Source organism: Streptomyces sp. NPDC085944 (genome assembly GCF_040686295.1).
In the GTDB taxonomy this organism is placed as follows: Bacteria; Actinomycetota; Actinomycetes; order Streptomycetales; family Streptomycetaceae; genus Streptomyces; species Streptomyces salinarius.
In genome coordinates this window covers 346,297-363,507 of sequence record NZ_JBFBJX010000001.1, presented here as the reverse complement: position 1 = coordinate 363,507, position 17,211 = coordinate 346,297, and the positions used below count along the sequence as shown (strand labels likewise).

General features: G+C 72.0%; 16 protein-coding genes. 6 read left to right on the top strand and 10 right to left on the bottom strand.

Annotated features, from left to right (window positions below):
• Window positions 1-68: 68 nt before the first annotated feature.
• On the bottom strand, window positions 69-1,775 hold the full coding sequence (locus AB0P07_RS01865; protein ID WP_365543649.1) for a glycerol-3-phosphate dehydrogenase/oxidase: 1,707 nt from the start codon (window positions 1,773-1,775) through the stop codon (window positions 69-71).
• Window positions 1,776-2,077: 302 nt separating this feature from the next.
• Here AB0P07_RS01865 and AB0P07_RS01860 point away from each other — a divergent pair, with 302 nt between their 5' ends.
• Window positions 2,078-3,295 (top strand): nucleotide sugar dehydrogenase, encoded by a 1,218-nt coding sequence (locus tag AB0P07_RS01860; protein ID WP_365543646.1) that lies wholly within the window; start codon window positions 2,078-2,080, stop codon window positions 3,293-3,295.
• 69 nt (window positions 3,296-3,364) lie between these two features.
• Here AB0P07_RS01860 and AB0P07_RS01855 read toward each other — a convergent pair whose 3' ends face one another.
• From AB0P07_RS01855 to AB0P07_RS01840, 4 genes are all read right to left on the bottom strand, one after another.
• The gene (locus tag AB0P07_RS01855; RefSeq protein WP_030400273.1) at window positions 3,365-4,489 is read right to left on the bottom strand and encodes a GuaB3 family IMP dehydrogenase-related protein; all 1,125 of its coding nucleotides are present in this window, start codon (window positions 4,487-4,489) and stop codon (window positions 3,365-3,367) included.
• 139 nt (window positions 4,490-4,628) lie between these two features.
• Window positions 4,629-6,134 (bottom strand): IMP dehydrogenase, encoded by a 1,506-nt coding sequence (guaB, locus tag AB0P07_RS01850; RefSeq protein ID WP_365543643.1) that lies wholly within the window; start codon window positions 6,132-6,134, stop codon window positions 4,629-4,631.
• A 150-nt stretch (window positions 6,135-6,284) separates the two neighbouring features.
• Complete coding sequence (locus AB0P07_RS01845) at window positions 6,285-6,872, bottom strand: sigma-70 family RNA polymerase sigma factor (protein ID WP_031034860.1); 588 nt, start codon at window positions 6,870-6,872, stop codon at window positions 6,285-6,287.
• Window positions 6,873-7,152: 280 nt separating this feature from the next.
• On the bottom strand, window positions 7,153-7,764 hold the full coding sequence (locus AB0P07_RS01840) for a response regulator transcription factor (RefSeq protein WP_003948568.1): 612 nt from the start codon (window positions 7,762-7,764) through the stop codon (window positions 7,153-7,155).
• A gap of 381 nt (window positions 7,765-8,145) precedes the next feature.
• Between AB0P07_RS01840 and AB0P07_RS01835 the strand changes: the two genes are divergently transcribed.
• Window positions 8,146-8,478: a WhiB family transcriptional regulator gene (locus AB0P07_RS01835; RefSeq protein ID WP_356364186.1), complete on the top strand. Its 333-nt coding sequence runs from the start codon at window positions 8,146-8,148 to the stop codon at window positions 8,476-8,478.
• Between the two features lie 109 nt (window positions 8,479-8,587).
• Here AB0P07_RS01835 and AB0P07_RS01830 read toward each other — a convergent pair whose 3' ends face one another.
• Window positions 8,588-9,502: a LysR family transcriptional regulator gene (locus tag AB0P07_RS01830; RefSeq protein ID WP_365543639.1), complete on the bottom strand. Its 915-nt coding sequence runs from the start codon at window positions 9,500-9,502 to the stop codon at window positions 8,588-8,590.
• A gap of 96 nt (window positions 9,503-9,598) precedes the next feature.
• Here AB0P07_RS01830 and AB0P07_RS01825 point away from each other — a divergent pair, with 96 nt between their 5' ends.
• The 4 genes from AB0P07_RS01825 (at window position 9,599) to AB0P07_RS01810 (ending at window position 12,793) form a co-directional block, all read left to right on the top strand.
• Complete coding sequence (locus AB0P07_RS01825) at window positions 9,599-10,267, top strand: MOSC domain-containing protein (protein WP_365543636.1); 669 nt, start codon at window positions 9,599-9,601, stop codon at window positions 10,265-10,267.
• 55 nt (window positions 10,268-10,322) lie between these two features.
• On the top strand, window positions 10,323-11,096 hold the full coding sequence (locus AB0P07_RS01820; protein ID WP_134654396.1) for an SDR family oxidoreductase: 774 nt from the start codon (window positions 10,323-10,325) through the stop codon (window positions 11,094-11,096).
• Between the two features lie 116 nt (window positions 11,097-11,212).
• Window positions 11,213-11,365, top strand: coding sequence for a hypothetical protein (locus tag AB0P07_RS01815; protein WP_365543633.1), 153 nt, complete (start codon window positions 11,213-11,215; stop codon window positions 11,363-11,365).
• A gap of 180 nt (window positions 11,366-11,545) precedes the next feature.
• Window positions 11,546-12,793, top strand: coding sequence for a hypothetical protein (locus tag AB0P07_RS01810; protein ID WP_365543630.1), 1,248 nt, complete (start codon window positions 11,546-11,548; stop codon window positions 12,791-12,793).
• A gap of 182 nt (window positions 12,794-12,975) precedes the next feature.
• Here the strand turns inward: AB0P07_RS01810 and groL are convergent, their stop codons facing one another.
• The 4 genes from groL to AB0P07_RS01790 all read right to left on the bottom strand — a co-directional run bounded on the left by groL (window position 12,976) and on the right by AB0P07_RS01790 (window position 17,131).
• Window positions 12,976-14,595, bottom strand: coding sequence for a chaperonin GroEL (groL, locus tag AB0P07_RS01805; RefSeq protein WP_365543627.1), 1,620 nt, complete (start codon window positions 14,593-14,595; stop codon window positions 12,976-12,978).
• Window positions 14,596-14,725: 130 nt separating this feature from the next.
• On the bottom strand, window positions 14,726-15,034 hold the full coding sequence (gene groES / locus AB0P07_RS01800; RefSeq protein ID WP_055418319.1) for a co-chaperone GroES: 309 nt from the start codon (window positions 15,032-15,034) through the stop codon (window positions 14,726-14,728).
• A gap of 361 nt (window positions 15,035-15,395) precedes the next feature.
• On the bottom strand, window positions 15,396-16,142 hold the full coding sequence (locus AB0P07_RS01795) for a polysaccharide deacetylase family protein (RefSeq protein WP_365543624.1): 747 nt from the start codon (window positions 16,140-16,142) through the stop codon (window positions 15,396-15,398).
• On the bottom strand, window positions 16,139-17,131 hold the full coding sequence (locus AB0P07_RS01790) for a polysaccharide deacetylase family protein (protein WP_365543621.1): 993 nt from the start codon (window positions 17,129-17,131) through the stop codon (window positions 16,139-16,141). Before AB0P07_RS01790 ends, AB0P07_RS01795 begins: the two co-directional genes overlap by 4 nt.
• Window positions 17,132-17,211 lie beyond the last annotated feature (80 nt).

Below are 17,211 nucleotides of genomic sequence, written 5' to 3'. Positions count from 1 at the left end.
CCTCACCCGACAAGTGCTCTACGCCCAGGGTGCCCGCAGGGTTCCCGCCCGGTTCCCGCCCGCCGTCCTTACCGCGCCACGATGTCCGGCGCCCCCAGCCGGGCAGCGTCGGCCGTCAGGTCGTCGGGCTGGCGCTGCGACTCGCGCTCGGCCTCGACCCGCTTCTCGTAGTGCTGGACCTCCCGTTCGACCTGGCCCTTGTCCCAGCCGAGGACCGGTGCCATCAGCTCGGCGGCCTCGCGGGCACATTGCGTACCCCGGTCGAAGGTCTCGATGGAGATGCGGGTGCGCCGGGTGAGTACGTCGTCCAGGTGCCGGGCGCCCTCGTGCGAGGCGGCGTAGACGACTTCGGCGCGCAGGTAGTCGTCGGCGCCGGTGAGGGGTTCGCCCAGGGAGGGGTCGGCGGCGACGAGTTCGAGCAGTTCCTCCGTCAACGCGCCGTAACGGTTCAGCAGATGCTCGACGCGTACGACGTGCAGTCCGGTGCGCGCGGCGATCCGGGCCCGCGCGTTCCACAGCGCGTGGTAGCCCTCGGCACCCAGCAGCGGGGTCTCCTCGGTGACGCAGTCGGCGACCCGCAGGTCGAGCCCGTGCACGGCCTCGTCCACGGCGTCCTTGGCCATCACCCGGTACGTCGTGTACTTGCCGCCCGCGACGACGACCAGGCCGGGCACGGGGTGGGCGACGGTGTGCTCGCGCGACAGCTTGCTGGTGGCGTCCGACTCGCCGGCCAGCAGCGGGCGCAGCCCGGCGTACACGCCCTCGACGTCGTCGCGCGTGAGGGGCACCGACAGCACCGAGTTGACGTGTTCCAGCAGGTAGTCGATGTCGGCGCTGGACGCGGCCGGGTGGGCCTTGTCGAGGTCCCAGTCGGTGTCCGTGGTGCCGATGATCCAGTGCCGGCCCCAGGGGATGACGAACAGCACGGACTTCTCGGTGCGCAGGATCAGGCCGGTGCTGGAGTGGATGCGGTCCTTGGGCACGACCAGGTGGATGCCCTTGGAGGCCCGCACGTGGAACTGGCCGCGCTCGCCCACCATCGCCTGGGTGTCGTCGGTCCACACCCCGGTCGCGTTGACCACCTGCTTGGCGCGGACCTCGTACTCGCCGCCCGCCTCGACGTCCCGCACCCGCGCGCCGACCACCCGTTCGCCCTCGCGCAGGAAGGAGGTGACCCGGGCGCGGTTGGCGACCTTGGCGCCGTACGCCGCCGCGGTGCGCACCAGCGTGGCCACGAAGCGGGCGTCGTCCATCTGGGCGTCGTAGTACTGCAACGCGCCGACCAGCGCGTCCTTCTTCAGCGCAGGCGCCACGCGCAGGGCGTGACGCCTGGTCAGGTGCCGGTGCAGCGGCAGCCCCCGGCCGTGACCGCGGGCCATGGACATGGCGTCGTAGAGCGCGACGCCCGAGCCCGCGTACAGCCGCTCCCAGCCCTTGTGCTGCAGCGGGTACAGGAACGGAACCGGCTTCACCAGGTGCGGCGCCAGCCGTTCGAGCAGCAGTCCGCGCTCCTTCAGCGCCTCCCGCACGAGCACGAAGTCGAGCATCTCCAGATAGCGCAGCCCGCCGTGGATCAGCTTGCTGGACCTGCTGGAGGTGCCCGAGGCCCAGTCCCGGGCCTCGACCAGGCCGACGGACAGTCCGCGCGTCACGGCGTCGAGCGCGGTGCCCGCGCCGACCACACCCGCGCCCACCACCAGGACGTCGAGCTCGCGCTCGGCCATGGCGGCGAGCGACTCGGCGCGCTGCGCCGGCCCAAGGGTCGCTGTCCTCACTGCTGCCTCCCGCTGTCGGTCGCGTCGGCCGCACCCGTCGGGCGAGCCCGTTTCCTGGTACCCACCATGCCCAGATTCTGACCTTCCTGCCCGACTTCGGCAGCCGCAGGCCCGAACCTGTGGACAACTTCCCCCGGAGCCCGTACCGGCAGGCGGCGCGCCGTCGACACTCGCAGAAACTCCGCAGATCAATCCCGCAAATCGGTCATATTTACTCCTAGTCTGACGTTGTGCTCGCCCGTCCTGTCCACCGGGCTTGCGCACCTGTCCCGCTTCGGTTACTGGGAAGGACGGCCCACGCCATGCCCGCAGATCTCGCCGTCATCGGACTCGGCCCGTACGGCCTGCCCCTGGCCCAGGCCGCCGTCGCCGCCGGCATCCCCACCCTCGGCTACCGCACCGGGCCCGAGGCCGACCCGCTCACCCCCGCCGAGGTGCGCCGGATGCTCGCCACGGGCTTCCGCACCCCGACCGGACCGGCCGGGCCGGCCGAGCTGGGCCGGGTCCGCACCGCCGTCATCTGCGCGCCCACCCCGCCGGGCGCGGACGGCGGCCTGGACCTCACCCAGGTGGAGGCCGCGGCCCGCACCCTGGCCGCCCACATGCGCCCGCACACCACCGTCATCCTGGAGTCCCCGGTGCGGCCCGGGACGACGGAGGACTTCCTGCGCCCGCTCCTGGAGCAGGGCTCCGGGCTGCGCGCCGGCCGCGACTTCCACCTCGCCTACTCCCCCAGCCGCGTGGACCCCGGCAACCGCGACTTCACCCCGGCCAACACCCCGAAGGTCATCGGCGGTCTCACCCCCGCCTGCACCGAGTCGGCCGCCGCGTTCTACAGCCGCCTCACCGACAAGGTGGTCCGGGCGCGCGGACCGCGGGAGGCGGAGACGGTGCAGCTCCTGGAGACCAACTTCCGGCACGTGAACATCGCCCTGGTCAACGAGATGGCCGTGCTCTGCGACGGCCTCGGCGTCGACCTGTGGGACGTCCTGCGCTGCGCGGAGACCAAGCCGTTCGGCTTCCAGGCCTTCCGCCCCGGCCCCGGCGTCGGCGGCCATTCCGTCGCCCAGGACCTGACCGGCCGGGCGCCGCACAGCCTGCGCATGGTGGAGCTGGCCCAGCAGGTCAACGCCCAGATGCCCCGCTACGTCGTCCAGCGCGCCGCCGCCCTCCTCAACGAGCACGGCAAGTCCGCGCGCGCCGCCCGGATCCTCCTCCTCGGCGTCACCTACAAGGCCGACCTCGCCGACCAGCAGGCCACCCCGGCCGAGGAGATCGCGACCCGCCTGATGTCGATGGGCGCCGCCGTGAGCTACCACGACCCGCACATCCCGTCCTGGAACGTCGCCGACCGCCCCGTCCCCCGCGCCGACTCCCTCTACGAGGCCGCCGCCGACGCCGACCTCACGATCCTCCTCCAGCAGCACCGCACGTACGACCTGCAGGGCCTGTCGGTCAAGGCCCAGCTGCTGCTGGACACCCGGGGGGCCACGCCGACGGGGGCGGCGCACCGGCTCTGACCGCGCCGCGCGGACACGCGAGGGGCCCGGAGCATCCGCTCCGGGCCCCTCGGTACGGCGTTCGGGTGACTACCGCCGGTGCTGCGAGTCCGCGACCGTCACCTCGACGCGCTGGAACTCCTTCAGCTCGCTGTAACCGGTGGTGGCCATGGCGCGGCGCAGGGCGCCGAAGAAGTTCATCGAGCCGTCCGGGGTGCGGGACGGGCCGGTGAGGACCTCCTCGATGGTGCCGACCGTGCCGAGGTCGACCTTCTGGCCGCGCGGCAGCTCCACGTTGACGGCCTCCATGCCCCAGTGGTGGCCCTTGCCCGGCGCGTCGGTCGCGCGGGCCAGCGGGGAGCCCATCATCACGGAGTCGGCGCCGCAGGCGATGGCCTTGGGCAGGTCGCCGGACCAGCCGACGCCGCCGTCGGCGATGACGTGGACGTACCGGCCGCCGGACTCGTCCATGTAGTCCCGGCGGGCCGCCGCCACGTCCGCGACCGCGGTGGCCATGGGCACCTGGATGCCGAGCACGTTGCGCGTGGTGTGGGCGGCGCCGCCGCCGAAGCCGACGAGGACGCCCGCGGCGCCGGTGCGCATCAGGTGCAGGGCGGCGGTGTAGGTGGCGCAGCCGCCGACGATCACCGGGACGTCGAGTTCGTAGATGAACTGCTTCAGGTTCAGCGGCTCGTGCGAGCCGGAGACGTGCTCCGCGGAGACGGTGGTGCCGCGGATGACGAAGATGTCGACGCCCGCGTCCACGACGGCCTTGGAGAACTGGGCGGTGCGCTGCGGGGAGAGCGCGGCGGCCGTGACCACGCCCGAATCGCGCACCTCCTTGATGCGCTGCCCGATCAGCTCCTCCTTGATGGGGGCGGCGTAGATCTCCTGGAGGCGGCGGGTCGCGGTGTCCGCGTCGAGGCCGACGATCTCGTCGAGCAGCGGCTGCGGGTCCTCGTGCCGGGTCCAGAGCCCTTCCAGGTTGAGGACGCCGAGGCCGCCCAGCTCGCCGATCCGGATCGCGGTGGCCGGGGAGACGACCGAGTCCATGGGAGCGGCCAGGAACGGCAGCTCGAAGCGGTAGGCGTCGATCTGCCAGGCGATCGAGACCTCCTTCGGGTCCCGGGTACGGCGGCTGGGGACGACGGCGATGTCGTCGAAGGCGTACGCCCGGCGGCCGCGCTTGCCGCGCCCGATCTCGATCTCAGTCACGTCTGTGGCCTTTCCCTGATGCGTTGCAGCGCCTTCCAGTATCCCCGACGGGCGCGCCGGGGCACCGCAGAGGGCGGCCCCGGATGCTCCGGAGCCGCCCTCGGAGGCTGCTGCCCGTGTGCTTGCTTGCTGTGGCCGCTTACTTGCTGCGGCTGTAGTTCGGCGCCTCGACCGTCATCTGGATGTCGTGCGGGTGGCTCTCCTTGAGGCCCGCGGAGGTGATCCGGACGAAGCGGCCCTTGGACTCCATCTCCTCGATGGTGGCGGCGCCCACGTAGCCCATGGTCTGGCGCAGGCCGCCGACGAGCTGGTGCAGCACGTTGGCCAGCGGGCCCCGGTAGGGGACCTGGCCCTCGATGCCCTCGGGCACGAGCTTGTCGTCGGAGGCGACCTCGGCCTGGAAGTACCGGTCCTTCGAGTACGACCGGCCCTGGCCGCGGGACTGCATGGCGCCCAGCGAGCCCATGCCGCGGTAGGACTTGAACTGCTTGCCGTTGATGAACTGCAGCTCGCCCGGCGACTCCTCGCAGCCCGCCAGCAGGCTGCCCAGCATCACGGTGTCGGCACCGGCGGCCAGCGCCTTGCCGATGTCGCCGGAGTACTGCAGGCCGCCGTCGCCGATCAGGGGCACCCCGGCGGCGCGGGCGGCGAGGGAGGCCTCGTAGATCGCGGTGACCTGGGGGACGCCGATGCCGGCGACGACGCGGGTGGTGCAGATGGAACCGGGGCCGACACCGACCTTGATGCCGTCGACACCGGCGTCGATCAGGGCCTGGGCGCCGTCGCGGGTGGCGACGTTGCCGCCGACGACGTCGACGCCGACGCTCGACTTGATCTTCGACATCCAGCTCAGCGCGTTGCTGTTGTGGCCGTGCGAGGTGTCGACGACGAGGAAGTCCGCCCCGGCCTCGGCGAGGGCCTGGGCGCGGTCGAGGGCTTCGGGGCTGGCGCCGACGGCGGCGCCGACGAGCAGGCGGCCCTCGGCGTCCTTGGCGGCGTGCGGGTACTGCTCGGCCTTGACGAAGTCCTTGACCGTGATCAGGCCCTTGAGGACGCCGTCGGCGTCGACCAGCGGCAGCTTCTCGATCTTGTGGCGGCGCAGCAGCTCCATGGCGTCCACGCCGGAGATGCCGACCTGGCCGGTGACCAGCGGCATCGGCGTCATGACCTCGCGCACCTGCCGGGTGCGGTCGGTCTCGAACGCCATGTCGCGGTTGGTGACGATGCCGAGCAGCTTGCCCGCGCCGTCGGTGACCGGGACGCCGCTGATGCGGAACTTGGCGCACAGGGCGTCGGCCTCGCCGAGGGTGGCGTCCGGGTGGATGGTGATGGGGTTGGCCACCATGCCGGACTCGGAGCGCTTCACCAGGTCGACCTGGTTGGCCTGGTCCTCGATGGACAGGTTGCGGTGCAGGACGCCGACGCCGCCCTGGCGGGCCATGGAGATGGCCATCCGGGACTCGGTCACCTTGTCCATGGCCGCGGAGAGCAGCGGGATGTTGACCCGCACGTTGCGGGAGATGCGGGACGAGGTGTCGACCGCGTTCGGAAGCACCGCGGAGGCGCCCGGCAGCAGCAGCACGTCGTCGTAGGTCAGCCCGAGTGTCGCGAATTTCTCGGGCACTCCGTCGACGTTGGCAGTCATGACACCTTCCCCAAATGGCCTTGATCGGTGCGGATGTCCATGCTAACGGGAAGTGGACGTGGGTCATTCCACGATCAAGGAAGCGTGCGACCTTCGTGCTTTTGCACGAGAGGCGCCGCCTCGCGGGTCGGATGCGGGCCGTCGCCCGAACTACTGCTCCGCCAGCGCCCGTAGCCGGCTCAGCGCCCGGTGCTGGGCGACCCGCACGGCCCCCGGTGACATTCCCAACATCTGCCCGGTCTCCTCGGCGGTGAGCCCGACCGCGATGCGCAGCAGGAGCAGCTCGCGCTGGTTCTCGGGGAGGTTGGCCAGCAGTTTCTTGGCCCAGGCGGCGTCGCTGTTGAGGAGCGCGCGCTCCTCGGGGCCCAGGGAGTCGTCCGGCCGCTCGGGCATCTCGTCGGAGGGGACGGCCGTCGAGCCGGGGTGGCGCATCGCGGCCCGCTGGAGGTCGGCGACCTTGTGGGCGGCGATGGCGAAGACGAACGCCTCGAAGGGGCGCCCGGTGTCCTTGTAGCGGGGCAGAGCGAGGAGCACCGCGACGCAGACCTCCTGGGCGAGGTCCTCGACGAAGTGCCGGGCGTCACCGGGCAGCCGGGACAGCCGCGTGCGGCAGTAGCGCAGCGCCAGGGGGTGGACATGGGCGAGCAGGTCGTGCGTGGCCTGCTCGTCCCCGTCCACGGCGCGGTGGACGAGCCCACCCACCGTCCCCTGGTCCGGGGGCGCCTCGTCGTCACGCATCGGTCCATGGTGCCTTGCGGCCGTCCGATCCGTGGCTCCGTGCCCGTTGTTGTGCACCGAAGCGTTATGAGCAGGTGCGCCGGAACTCATCCCCTGCGCCCTCCCCTTCCGCTCGACCGACTCGTCCCCGAGGAACTCCACACCTCAAGGATGCGTCATCCGCGCCGAAACGAGCAGCGGGCACTCGGCGGGTCGCCTTGTCACCCCCGCTCACCTCGCGATAAGCGGGGAGCGTCACGTCCCCGACGGGCCCTTTCGGACTCCCTCGCACGGGGAGCCCCTAGCGGACCAGGCCCCACCGGAAGCCGAGCGCCACGGCGTGCGCCCGGTCCGAGGCGCCGAGTTTCTTGAAGAGCCGACGGGCGTGGGTCTTGACGGTGTCCTCGGAGAGGAACAGCTCGCGGCCGATCTCCGCGTTGGAGCGGCCGTGGCTCATGCCCTCCAGCACCTGGATCTCCCGCGCGGTGAGCGTGGGCGCCGCGCCCATCTCGGCCGAGCGCAGCCGGCGCGGGGCGAGCCGCCAGGTCGGGTCGGCGAGGGCCTGGGTGACGGTGGCGCGCAGTTCGGCGCGCGAGGCGTCCTTGTGCAGATAGCCACGGGCACCGGCGGCGACCGCGAGGGCCACACCGTCCAGGTCCTCGGCGACGGTGAGCATGATGATGCGCGCGCCGGGGTCGGCGGACAGCAGCCGCCGGACGGTCTCGACGCCGCCCAGGCCGGGCATGCGCACGTCCATCAGAATCAGGTCCGAGCGGTCGGCTCCCCAGCGGCGGAGGACTTCCTCGCCGTTGGCGGCCGTCGTCACGCGCTCGACGCCGGGCACGGTCGCGACCGCGCGGCGGAGCGCCTCTCGGGCAAGCGGGGAGTCGTCGCAGACGAGGACGGAAGTCATGGCCGTCCTCCGCAGCTCTTGCGCGTCACGTTGAGCCTCCAGGCTGGTACGAAATCGTCACCTGTGCGGTCGACCGTCCCGGACGCCCGCCCGAGCACTTGTTCCTTCAACCGCCTCCGCACTCTCAACGATGGTCACTCGAAAGAGTTACGGGGCTGTGTGTCGTCTTCGGCACTCTACGTGAGGGGGCGGCCACGCAGCAGACATGCGCGTGGGACTCGCGCCGTTTCATCACCAGCAGTGCCCCATTCAGCCGCTTTTCTTCCACTTCGCTGGTGTCTGCGGCTAGATTCGCAATGAGTCATATTTTCATCTCCTTAGATCGTAGTTGTACGGTCGTGGATACCGTATCCACCCAGAACGGCTACAAGGGGTCACGCAATGGCAGATTTCTCCCGCCTTCCCGGACCGAACGCGGACCTGTGGGACTGGCAGCTCCTGGCTGCATGCCGAGGGGTGGACAGCTCGCTCTTCTTCCATCCGGAAGGCGAACGCGGTGCGGCACGGAGCGCTCGCGAGAACTCGGCCAAGGAGGTCTGCATGAGGTGCCCGGTCCGCGCCGAGTGCGCGGCGCACGCGCTGGCGGTGCGTGAGCCGTACGGCGTGTGGGGCGGGCTGACCGAGGACGAGCGCGAGGAACTCATGGGCCGGGCCCGCAACCGCCTGGTGGCGGCCTCGGCGTCGGCCGGCGGGGAGGCGGCCGCACCTCACTGAAGGAACGTTTCTCTGGAACGGCTCGAGAAGGGATGCGCCGAAGGACCCGAAGTGGGCGCCCGCGAAGCGGGACCCGGACAGACCCGGCGCGGGACGGCTCCCGAAGCGGTCAGCGCGCCGTGGACTGGCGCGTGCCCGCCCGGGCCAGCTCGTCCAGGGTCGCCGTCACCGCCGGCACCTGCGCCAGGTCGGGCAGCGTGAGCGCGACGATCTCCCGCCGCACGGCCGGCTTCAGCGTGACTGTCCGTACACCCCGGGGCCGTACGGACTCGACGGCGAGCTGGGGCAGTACGGCCACCCCGAGCCCCGCGCCGACCAGGCCGACCACGGCGGGGTAGTCGTCGGTCGCGAAGTCGATGCGGGGCGAGAACCCGGCCCCTTCGCACACCTCGACCAGCTGGCCGCGACAGCGGGGGCAGCCCGCGATCCAGGACTCCCGGGCCAGCTCCCCGATGGCCACGGCCCCCGCGGTTCGGGCGAGTCGGTGCCCCTCCGGGACCAGCGCCACCAGCCGGTCGGTCAGCAGTGGCCGTACGACCAGGTCGTCCCACTCCTCCGCGCCGGCCGCACCCTCGTAGCGGAAGGCGAGCGCCACGTCGCAGTCGCCCTCGCGCAGCAGCTCGACGGACTTCGGCGGCTCGGCCTCCTCCAGAGAAACCCGGGTGCCGGGGTGCGCGGCGCGCAGCGCGGCCAGGGCGGTCGGTACAAGGGTGGAGCTGCCGCTGGGGAAGGAGACCAGCCGGACCCGGCCGGCCCGCAGCCCGGCGATCGCGGCGACCTCCTCCTCGGCCGCCGTGAGCCCGGCGATGATCCCGGCGGCGTGCCGCACCAGCGCCTCTCCGGCCTGGGTGAGCCGCATCTCGCGCCCGGTGCGCACGAGCAGCGGGGTGCCGACGGAGGACTCCAGGGCCTTCATCTGCTGGCTGACAGCGGGTTGGGTGCAGCCCAGCTCACGCCCGGCGGCGGAGAAGGAACCGGTCGATGCCACGGCGCGCAGGACGCGGAGATGACGAGCCTCGATCACACCCACGAGGATAAGCGACCCTTTGACCGGACACCGAATAACGGGTCGCCGCTTTGGGCATGCACGACCTACCCTTCTCGCATGCACCTTCCCGCCATGAGGCTTCTGTCCGTCAACCTGGGCCGCGCGAAGGCGGTGCCCTACACGGACCAGCCCGAGGGCGTCACGGGCATCGACAAGCGGCCCGCGGACGGACCCGTACGGGTGGCGGCGCCCGGGACGAAGGGCTTCGGGGCCGGCGGTCTGGCCGGCGACGCCGTCTGCGACACGCGGCACCACGGCGGCGACGACCAGGCGGTGTACGCGATGGCGCGCGAGGACATGGACGCCTGGGAGCGCGAGCTGGGTCGCGAACTGCCGAACGGCTCGTTCGGCGAGAACCTCACCACCACGGGCCTGGACCTCGCCGGCGCCCTCATCGGCGAGCACTGGCGGATCGGTCCGGAACTGCTCCTGGAGGTGACGTCCGGACGCATCCCCTGCCGCACCTTCCAGGGTCACCTGGGCGAACCGCGCTGGGTGAAGCGCTTCACCGACAAGGGCGCGCCGGGCGCCTACTTCCGCGTGCTCGAACCCGGTGAGATCCGTGCGGGCGACCCGGTGCGCGTCGTGCACCGGCCCGCCCACGAGGTGACGGTGGCCCTGCAGTTCCGCGCGGTGACGACCCAGCGGGAGCTGCTCCCCCGGCTGCTCGCGGCGGGTGACGCGCTGCACCCGCAGGCGCTGGCTTCGGCGCGGAAGTACGCGGCGGAGTACGGGGCCTGAGCAAAGCGGACGCGCTCGGTCCGCACCCATGATCGCGCCCCCCTAATCTTGCGCCATGACAACGGCATTGATTACGGGATCGACGGCGGGCCTCGGCGCCGCGTTCGCGCGCCGGCTGGCGGCCGACGGGCACGACCTGGTGCTGGTGGCCCGCGACACCGAGCGGCTGCGCGAACAGGCCACCGAACTGCACGACCGGCACGGCATCGAGGCGGAGGTGCTGACGGCGGACCTGTCGACGGACGCCGGCATCGACGCGGTGGCCGCCCGGCTGTCGGACCGCAGGAGCCCCGTCGACCTGCTGATCAACAACGCCGGTTTCGGCAACAAGGGCCGTTTCCTCGACGTCCCCATGGCCGACGAGCTGACCATGCTCAAGGTGCACTGCGAGGCGGTGCTCCGGCTGACCTCGGCGGCGGTGGAGGCGATGCGGGAGCGGGGCCGCGGCGGCGTCGTCAACGTGGCCTCGGTCGCCGCCTTCGTCCCGCGCGGCACCTACGGCGCCTCCAAGGCGTGGGTCGTGCAGTTCACGCAGGGCGTGGCGAAGGACCTGGCCGGCAGCGGCGTACGCCTGATGGCCCTGGCCCCCGGCTTCGTGCGCACCGAGTTCCACGAGCGGGCCGGAATGGGCACGGACAACATCCCGAACTGGATGTGGCTCGACGCGGACAACGTCGTCGCGGCGGCACTCGCCGACCTCTCCCGCGGAAAGTCCCTGTCGATCCCCGACCCGCGCTACAAGACCCTGATGGGCGCGGCGAAGCTGGTGCCGCGGGGCCTGCTGGGCGGAATCACGTCACGGACGGGACGCAAGTACGGGCCGCAGTGAGGACGCGGCCGGCGCGGGGAGCAGCCGTGGCCACCCGACGGTCGGGATCCGCAGGCCGGCCCGGGCTGGGCGCAACTGCTCCAGCTCGGCGGGGTGCAGATCGTCGTGGGGTCACCGTGAACGCCGCGGTCATGCCGGCCGCGGCACGGGTGTCCGGGTCCCTGGCCGCTCGGCCACGGGTGATGACCGCTCAGCGGTTCGCGTCGGGCGGCCTGCTCGGCGTCTTCGCGCTGCGCACCGCCCTGTCCCGTACGCCCGTCTCGACCTGAGCCCTGCCCGCACGCCGGGGACCGGCGGTGTCGCCGCACCTGGGCCCGACGGAATCGTCACCCGAACGTGTGGTCCATCCCGGTCCTTGCCTGGTCGGATGCCCGTGCGACATAGCGTCGGGTGGCTGCGCCCGCAGCGAGCGGGAGGTCGCAGGTTCGGCGAGGGAAGGACGGCATCGCGTGAACGCGGGCACTGGTGAGGGGGGCGAGTTGTTCGTCGACGGCACCGGCAAGGGTCGTACGGACGGGGTGAGGACGGGCCGGGGAGCGGTGACCGGGGATGGGGCGATGCTGTTCTCCGACGCTCCCGGCGGTGGCGGCGGGTCGCCGTCGGCGGCTCCGGCGCCGCCCCGCCCGGGTGCCGCCGGTCGCCGGGCCGCCTCCGTCCCGCACGCCCGGACCGCCCCCCGTCCCCGCCCCGGCGGTGTTCCTGCCAGGTCCCGGAAGGCGGGACGATGGGCGAAGGTCGGGCAGCGGATCGTGCCGGACGACCTCCGGCCCGAGGTGCTGCGGGAGGAGCTGACCGAGCTCGGGGACGCGTTCCGCGCCTACCAGCGGCGCCCCGAGCCGGACCTCGCCGTCCTCGCCGAACTCCACGACCGCAAGGCCCGTGCCTTCGCCCTGTGGGCCGACGTCACCGGCGACGCATCCCTGCGCGAGGAGGCGGACCGGGCCGCGGCGGCCGCGCGGACCACCCGCGAGATGGACGCCAACCGGCACGGCGTCCCGGTGGGCGTGGACGGGCCGGCGGTCGAGCGGTTGCTGACCCGGGGCCAGGGTGTGCACCTGCGCACTGTGCTGGAGCACGTCCGGGTCGACTCCCCGTTCCCCGAGGCCGAGGCCCGCCTCGCGGTGCTGATGCTCACCCTGCGGGCCGCGCGTGCGGGTACCGGGAACGTCACCGGGCAGGATCTCGGCGGCTGGCTGCAGGGCGACGCCGAGCGGGTGCTCCAGGCGCTGGCCGACGCGGGCTGGCTGGTGCTGCCGGAGGCCGTCACCGTCGACGACGCGCTGATGTCCCGGCCCGAGGAGCCCACCCGGATCACCGTGCCCACGCTGATTCCCACCCGGCCCCGTCCGTTCTTCTTCGGCAAGGTCACCCGGGCCCGGCTCTCGGGGTGGGCGCAGAAGGTGGTGGGCGACCGGAAGCTGCGCAAGAAGAAGGCGGGGGCCGCCACGCGGCTCCTCGCCGTGTACACCGCGGCCCACAGCCGTCCCGACGGGTGCCTGGGAGAGGCCGGCGAGGACGGTGACGGGCTCGCGCTGGAGACAGTGGCCTCCTTCTGCGGCCTGCGGCCCGAGGACGTCGCCGAGCACGCCGGACTGCTGGCCGCCGCGGGCTGGCTCGAGGAAGACGCCGACACGGCCGGGGGGCGGCTGCGGGGGCGGCTCGCCGAGCGCGTACTGCCGCTGAGCGGACTGCTGTGACGACGCTTTCCTGAGGTTCGTCAGGTCCAACACCCCAAGGGGCGCGGGGAACTGCGTGACCGACCACGACGGCGCCGCACCCGGCCACCTGCCCAGCGGGGCGGACTCTCACCCGGTAGTGACAAACGGTGCCCGGCCCCCCGCAGGGGACCGGGCACCGTTCGCTCAGCTCAGCGCAGCGCTCAGTGGGCGTGGCCGTGGCCCGCGGCGGCCGGCTCTTCCTCTTCCTTCTTCTCGACGACCAGGGTCTCGGTCGTCAGCAGGAGGGAGGCGATGGACGCGGCGTTCTCCAGGGCGGAGCGGGTGACCTTCACCGGGTCGATGACGCCGGCCTTGACCAGGTCGCCGTACTCGCCGGTGGCGGCGTTGAAGCCCTGGCCCTTGTCGAGCTCGGCGACCTTGGAGGTGATGACGTAGCCCTCCAGGCCGGCGTTCTCGGCGATCCAGCGCAGCGGCTCGACGGCGGCGCGGCGGACGACCGCGACGCCGGTGGCCTCGTCGCCGGTCTTGTCGAGGTTGCCCTCGAGGACCTTGACGGCGTGGACCAGCGCGGAGCCACCACCGGAGACGATGCCCTCCTCGACCGCGGCGCGGGTCGCGGAGATGGCGTCCTCCAGACGGTGCTTGCGCTCCTTCAGCTCCACCTCGGTGGCGGCGCCGACCTTGATCACGCACACGCCGCCGGCCAGCTTCGCGAGGCGCTCCTGGAGCTTCTCGCGGTCCCAGTCGGAGTCCGTGGCCTCGATCTCGGCCTTGATCTGGGCGATGCGGCCGTCGACCTCGTCGCGCTTGCCGGCACCGTCGACGATCGTGGTGTCGTCCTTGGTGACGGTGATGCGGCGGGCGGTGCCGAGCACGTCCAGGCCGACCTGGTCGAGCTTGAGGCCGACCTCCTCGGAGATGACCGTGGCACCGGTCAGGACGGCCATGTCCTGCAGCATCGCCTTGCGGCGGTCGCCGAAGCCCGGGGCCTTGACGGCCACCGCGTTGAAGGTGCCGCGGATCTTGTTGACGACGAGGGTGGAGAGCGCCTCGCCCTCCAGGTCCTCGGCGATGATCAGCAGCGGCTTGGAGGCGTTGGCCTGGATGACCTTCTCCAGCAGCGGCAGCAGGTCCGCGATGGAGGAGATCTTGCCCTGGTTGATCAGGATGTACGGGTCGTCGAGGACGGCCTCCATGCGCTCCTGGTCCGTCACGAAGTACGGCGACAGGTAGCCCTTGTCGAAGGCCATGCCCTCGGTGAAGTCCAGCTCCAGACCGAAGGTGTTGGACTCCTCGACGGTGATGACACCGTCCTTGCCGACCTTGTCCATCGCCTCGGCGATCAGCTCGCCGACCTGCTGGTCCTGGGCGGACAGCGCGGCCACGGCGGCGATGTCGGACTTCTCGTCGATCGGGCGGGCGGTGGCGAGGAGGTCCTCGGAGACGGCCTTGACGGCGGCGTCGATGCCCTTCTTGAGCAGCGCCGGGGAGGCACCCGCGGCGACGTTCTTCAGGCCCTCGCGCACGAGCGCCTGGGCGAGCACGGTGGCGGTGGTGGTGCCGTCACCCGCGATGTCGTTGGTCTTGGTCGCCACCTCCTTCACCAGCTGGGCGCCGAGGTTCTCGTACGGGTCCTCGACCTCGACCTCGCGGGCGATGGTGACGCCGTCGTTGGTGATGGTGGGGGCGCCGAACTTCTTGTCGATGACGACGTTGCGGCCCTTGGGGCCGATCGTCACCTTCACCGTGTCGGCAAGCTTGTTGACGCCGCGCTCGAGGGCGCGACGGGCGTCCTCGTCGAACTTCAGGATCTTCGCCATGGGAGCGTGAGCCCTCTTCCGGAAATCTTGGGGTTATACGGCAACTGCGCCCCCGACGCCCGGCTTTTTATGGTCGCGGGAGCCAGGGGCGCAGCTGGAAAGCAAGGTGCTTCGAAGTGAAGTGCTACTTCTACTTCTCGACGATCGCGAGCACGTCGCGGGCCGAGAGGACGAGGTACTCCTCGCCGTTGTACTTCACCTCGGTGCCGCCGTACTTGCTGTAGAGCACGACGTCGCCGACGGTGACGTCGAGCGGAAGACGGTTGCCGTCCTCGAAGCGGCCCGGGCCCACGGCCAGGACGACGCCCTCCTGGGGCTTCTCCTTGGCGGTGTCCGGAATGACCAGGCCCGAAGCCGTGGTCTGCTCGGCGTCGAGCGGCTGGACCACGATGCGGTCCTCGAGCGGCTTGATGGCAACCTTGGAGCTGGTGGTCGTCACGATCCGACCTCCCCCTTCGGAGATCTCACGGGGTTAACTGTCTGAGGTGGCGACCAGGTCGATCCGTCGTCGCGGGTGCCGGACCTGCCCGTCGCTGTGTTGGCACTCTCCGGTGGGGAGTGCCAGAGCCGAGACTATGACCGCGATTAGCACTCGGTCAAGCGGAGTGCCAATGCCGGCGGCGCGTCGGCGGAGTTTTCGTGTGAACGCCGGTTCGTGAAGGCACCCTGCGTGGGGGTGGGCGTCGCTGGGGGCTGCCGCCCCCCGGGCCCCCGCTTCGGCCCTGAACGGGCCTCGTCCTCAAACTCCCCCAGAGCGGGCACCCCCAACGGGCTGGACGATGCCGGCCGGCGTCGAGAGGTCAGACGTAGTCCTCCAAGTTGCCCACCCTCAGCCCCTGCTGCTCGATCGTCTTCAGCAGGCGTTCCGTGCGGGCCGTGAGGTTCGTGGCCGTCGGGTGGTCCGGGTCCACGGCGATGATGTCGCCGGGGTGGAGGCGGGGCTCGCCGCGGGTGCAGGTGAGGTCGCCGTCGGTGTCGAGGGTGGCGCGCCACAGGACCAGCGCCGTGATGCCGCAGTCGGCGGCGGCACGCAGGGTCGTGGTGTCGTACGTGCCGTGCGGCGGCCGGAAGAGGTGGGCGCGGACGCCGAAGCGGGACTTGAGCTTGGTCTGCTGGCCGCAGATCTCGGCGCGCTGGCCGGCGTAGGGCAGGCCGCGCAGGGTGCGGTGGTCCAGGGTGTGGTTCTGCAGGCTCGCCCCGAACGGCCGCAGCCGGGCGAAGTCGCCGTACGCCGGTCCGGCGACGGTGTCGGTGAGGAACAGGGTGACCGGGAGCCGCCGTTCGCGGATCAGGCCCGCGAAGGCGGGGTCGCGCTCGGCGCTGTCGTCGTAGGTGAGGAAGACGACCGGGTCGTCGGTGCGGACGTGGTCCACGACGGGCGGCAGCCGGCGCCCCCGGTCGGCGTCCTGGGCGGGGTCCCCGGCCACCGCCGCCTGTTCGGCGGGGGCGGCGAGCCGGTCGCAGGCGGTGAGCGGGAGCAGCAGGACCAACGGGAGCAGGAGGGCGGCCGGGGCGGTGCCTGCCGGGCGGGACCGCCCTCGCCTCACAGGTAGTCCTCCAGGCGGGCCACCGCGTACCCGTCGGCGGTGATCCGGTCCAGGAAGCGGCGGACCATGTCGGTCATGGTGCCGTCCCAGTCGTTCTCGCCCCGGAAGTGGGTGAGGACGATGTCGCCGGGGTGCAGGTCCTGGTCCCACTCGCGGTACTCCCAGTGGTCGACGTACACCTCCTCGCTCCAGATCGGGGCGTACTCGATGCCGCAGGACTTGGCGGCGCGCAGGGTGTCGCGGTTGTAGTTGCCGAAGGGCGGGCGGAAGAGGACGGGGCGCTTGCCGTAGTGCTTCTCCATCACGTCCTGCATGCCGCAGATCTCGTGCTTCTGCTCCTCGTAGGAGAGCGCGGGCAGGTAGGGGTGGCTGAGCGTGTGGTTGTTGAGGGTGACGCCCCGGGCCTGCATCTTCTTGAAGTAGCCGTAGTCGTCCTTGATCTCCTCGTCGGTGAGGAAGACGGTGTACGGGATCTTCAGCTCGCTCATCATCCTCAGGAACGCCGGGTCCTTCTCGGCGCCGTCGTCGATGGTGAGGAAGACGACCTTCTCCTTGGTGGGGACCGTGGTGAAGACCGGCGGGAGGCCGTCCTCCTCCTGGCCGTCGACCTCGAAGCCCTCGCGGGCCTTGATCACCGGCTTCTTCTCGGGCGGCGCGGGGGCCGTCAGCGGGACCTTCTCGAGGTTCCAGCGCTTGGCGGCGGCGACGAGGGCGGCCCGGGCCTCGCGCGCCTCGGCCGCGGCATCGGCCGCGGCATCGGCCGCGCGGGCCGGGGCAGCCTCCGGACCCTGCCGGCCGGCGGCGCCCCGCTCCCCGTGGCCGTCGCCCTGCGCACAGCCTCCGGCGAGGGCGGCGACGGCGAGGACGGCGGCGGCCGCCGCCCCGGGCCGGCGCAGCGCTCGGCGGCGGACCCCGCGGAGTGCGGGACGGGATGCCCGGGACACGCGACGCGACGCCCGACTTTTGTCATTTTGTACGACTGCTCGCATGGTGCCGGATCCTCGCAGGACCCGGCCGCCGAACCCGGTCCGACACCGCGCCGGAGGCACACCGTCCACCGACTGGCCCA

Coding starts and splice junctions, on each gene's coding strand:
- AB0P07_RS01845 (WP_031034860.1), bottom strand. CDS start 6,872: ATGCGTGACGACGAGGCGCCCCCGGACCAGGGGACGGTGGGTGGGCTC.
- AB0P07_RS01835 (WP_356364186.1), top strand. CDS start 8,146: ATGGCAGATTTCTCCCGCCTTCCCGGACCGAACGCGGACCTGTGGGAC.
- AB0P07_RS01820 (WP_134654396.1), top strand. CDS start 10,323: ATGACAACGGCATTGATTACGGGATCGACGGCGGGCCTCGGCGCCGCG.
- AB0P07_RS01840 (WP_003948568.1), bottom strand. CDS start 7,764: ATGACTTCCGTCCTCGTCTGCGACGACTCCCCGCTTGCCCGAGAGGCG.
- groL (WP_365543627.1), bottom strand. CDS start 14,595: ATGGCGAAGATCCTGAAGTTCGACGAGGACGCCCGTCGCGCCCTCGAG.
- AB0P07_RS01860 (WP_365543646.1), top strand. CDS start 2,078: ATGCCCGCAGATCTCGCCGTCATCGGACTCGGCCCGTACGGCCTGCCC.
- guaB (WP_365543643.1), bottom strand. CDS start 6,134: ATGACTGCCAACGTCGACGGAGTGCCCGAGAAATTCGCGACACTCGGG.
- AB0P07_RS01825 (WP_365543636.1), top strand. CDS start 9,599: ATGAGGCTTCTGTCCGTCAACCTGGGCCGCGCGAAGGCGGTGCCCTAC.
- AB0P07_RS01790 (WP_365543621.1), bottom strand. CDS start 17,131: ATGCGAGCAGTCGTACAAAATGACAAAAGTCGGGCGTCGCGTCGCGTG.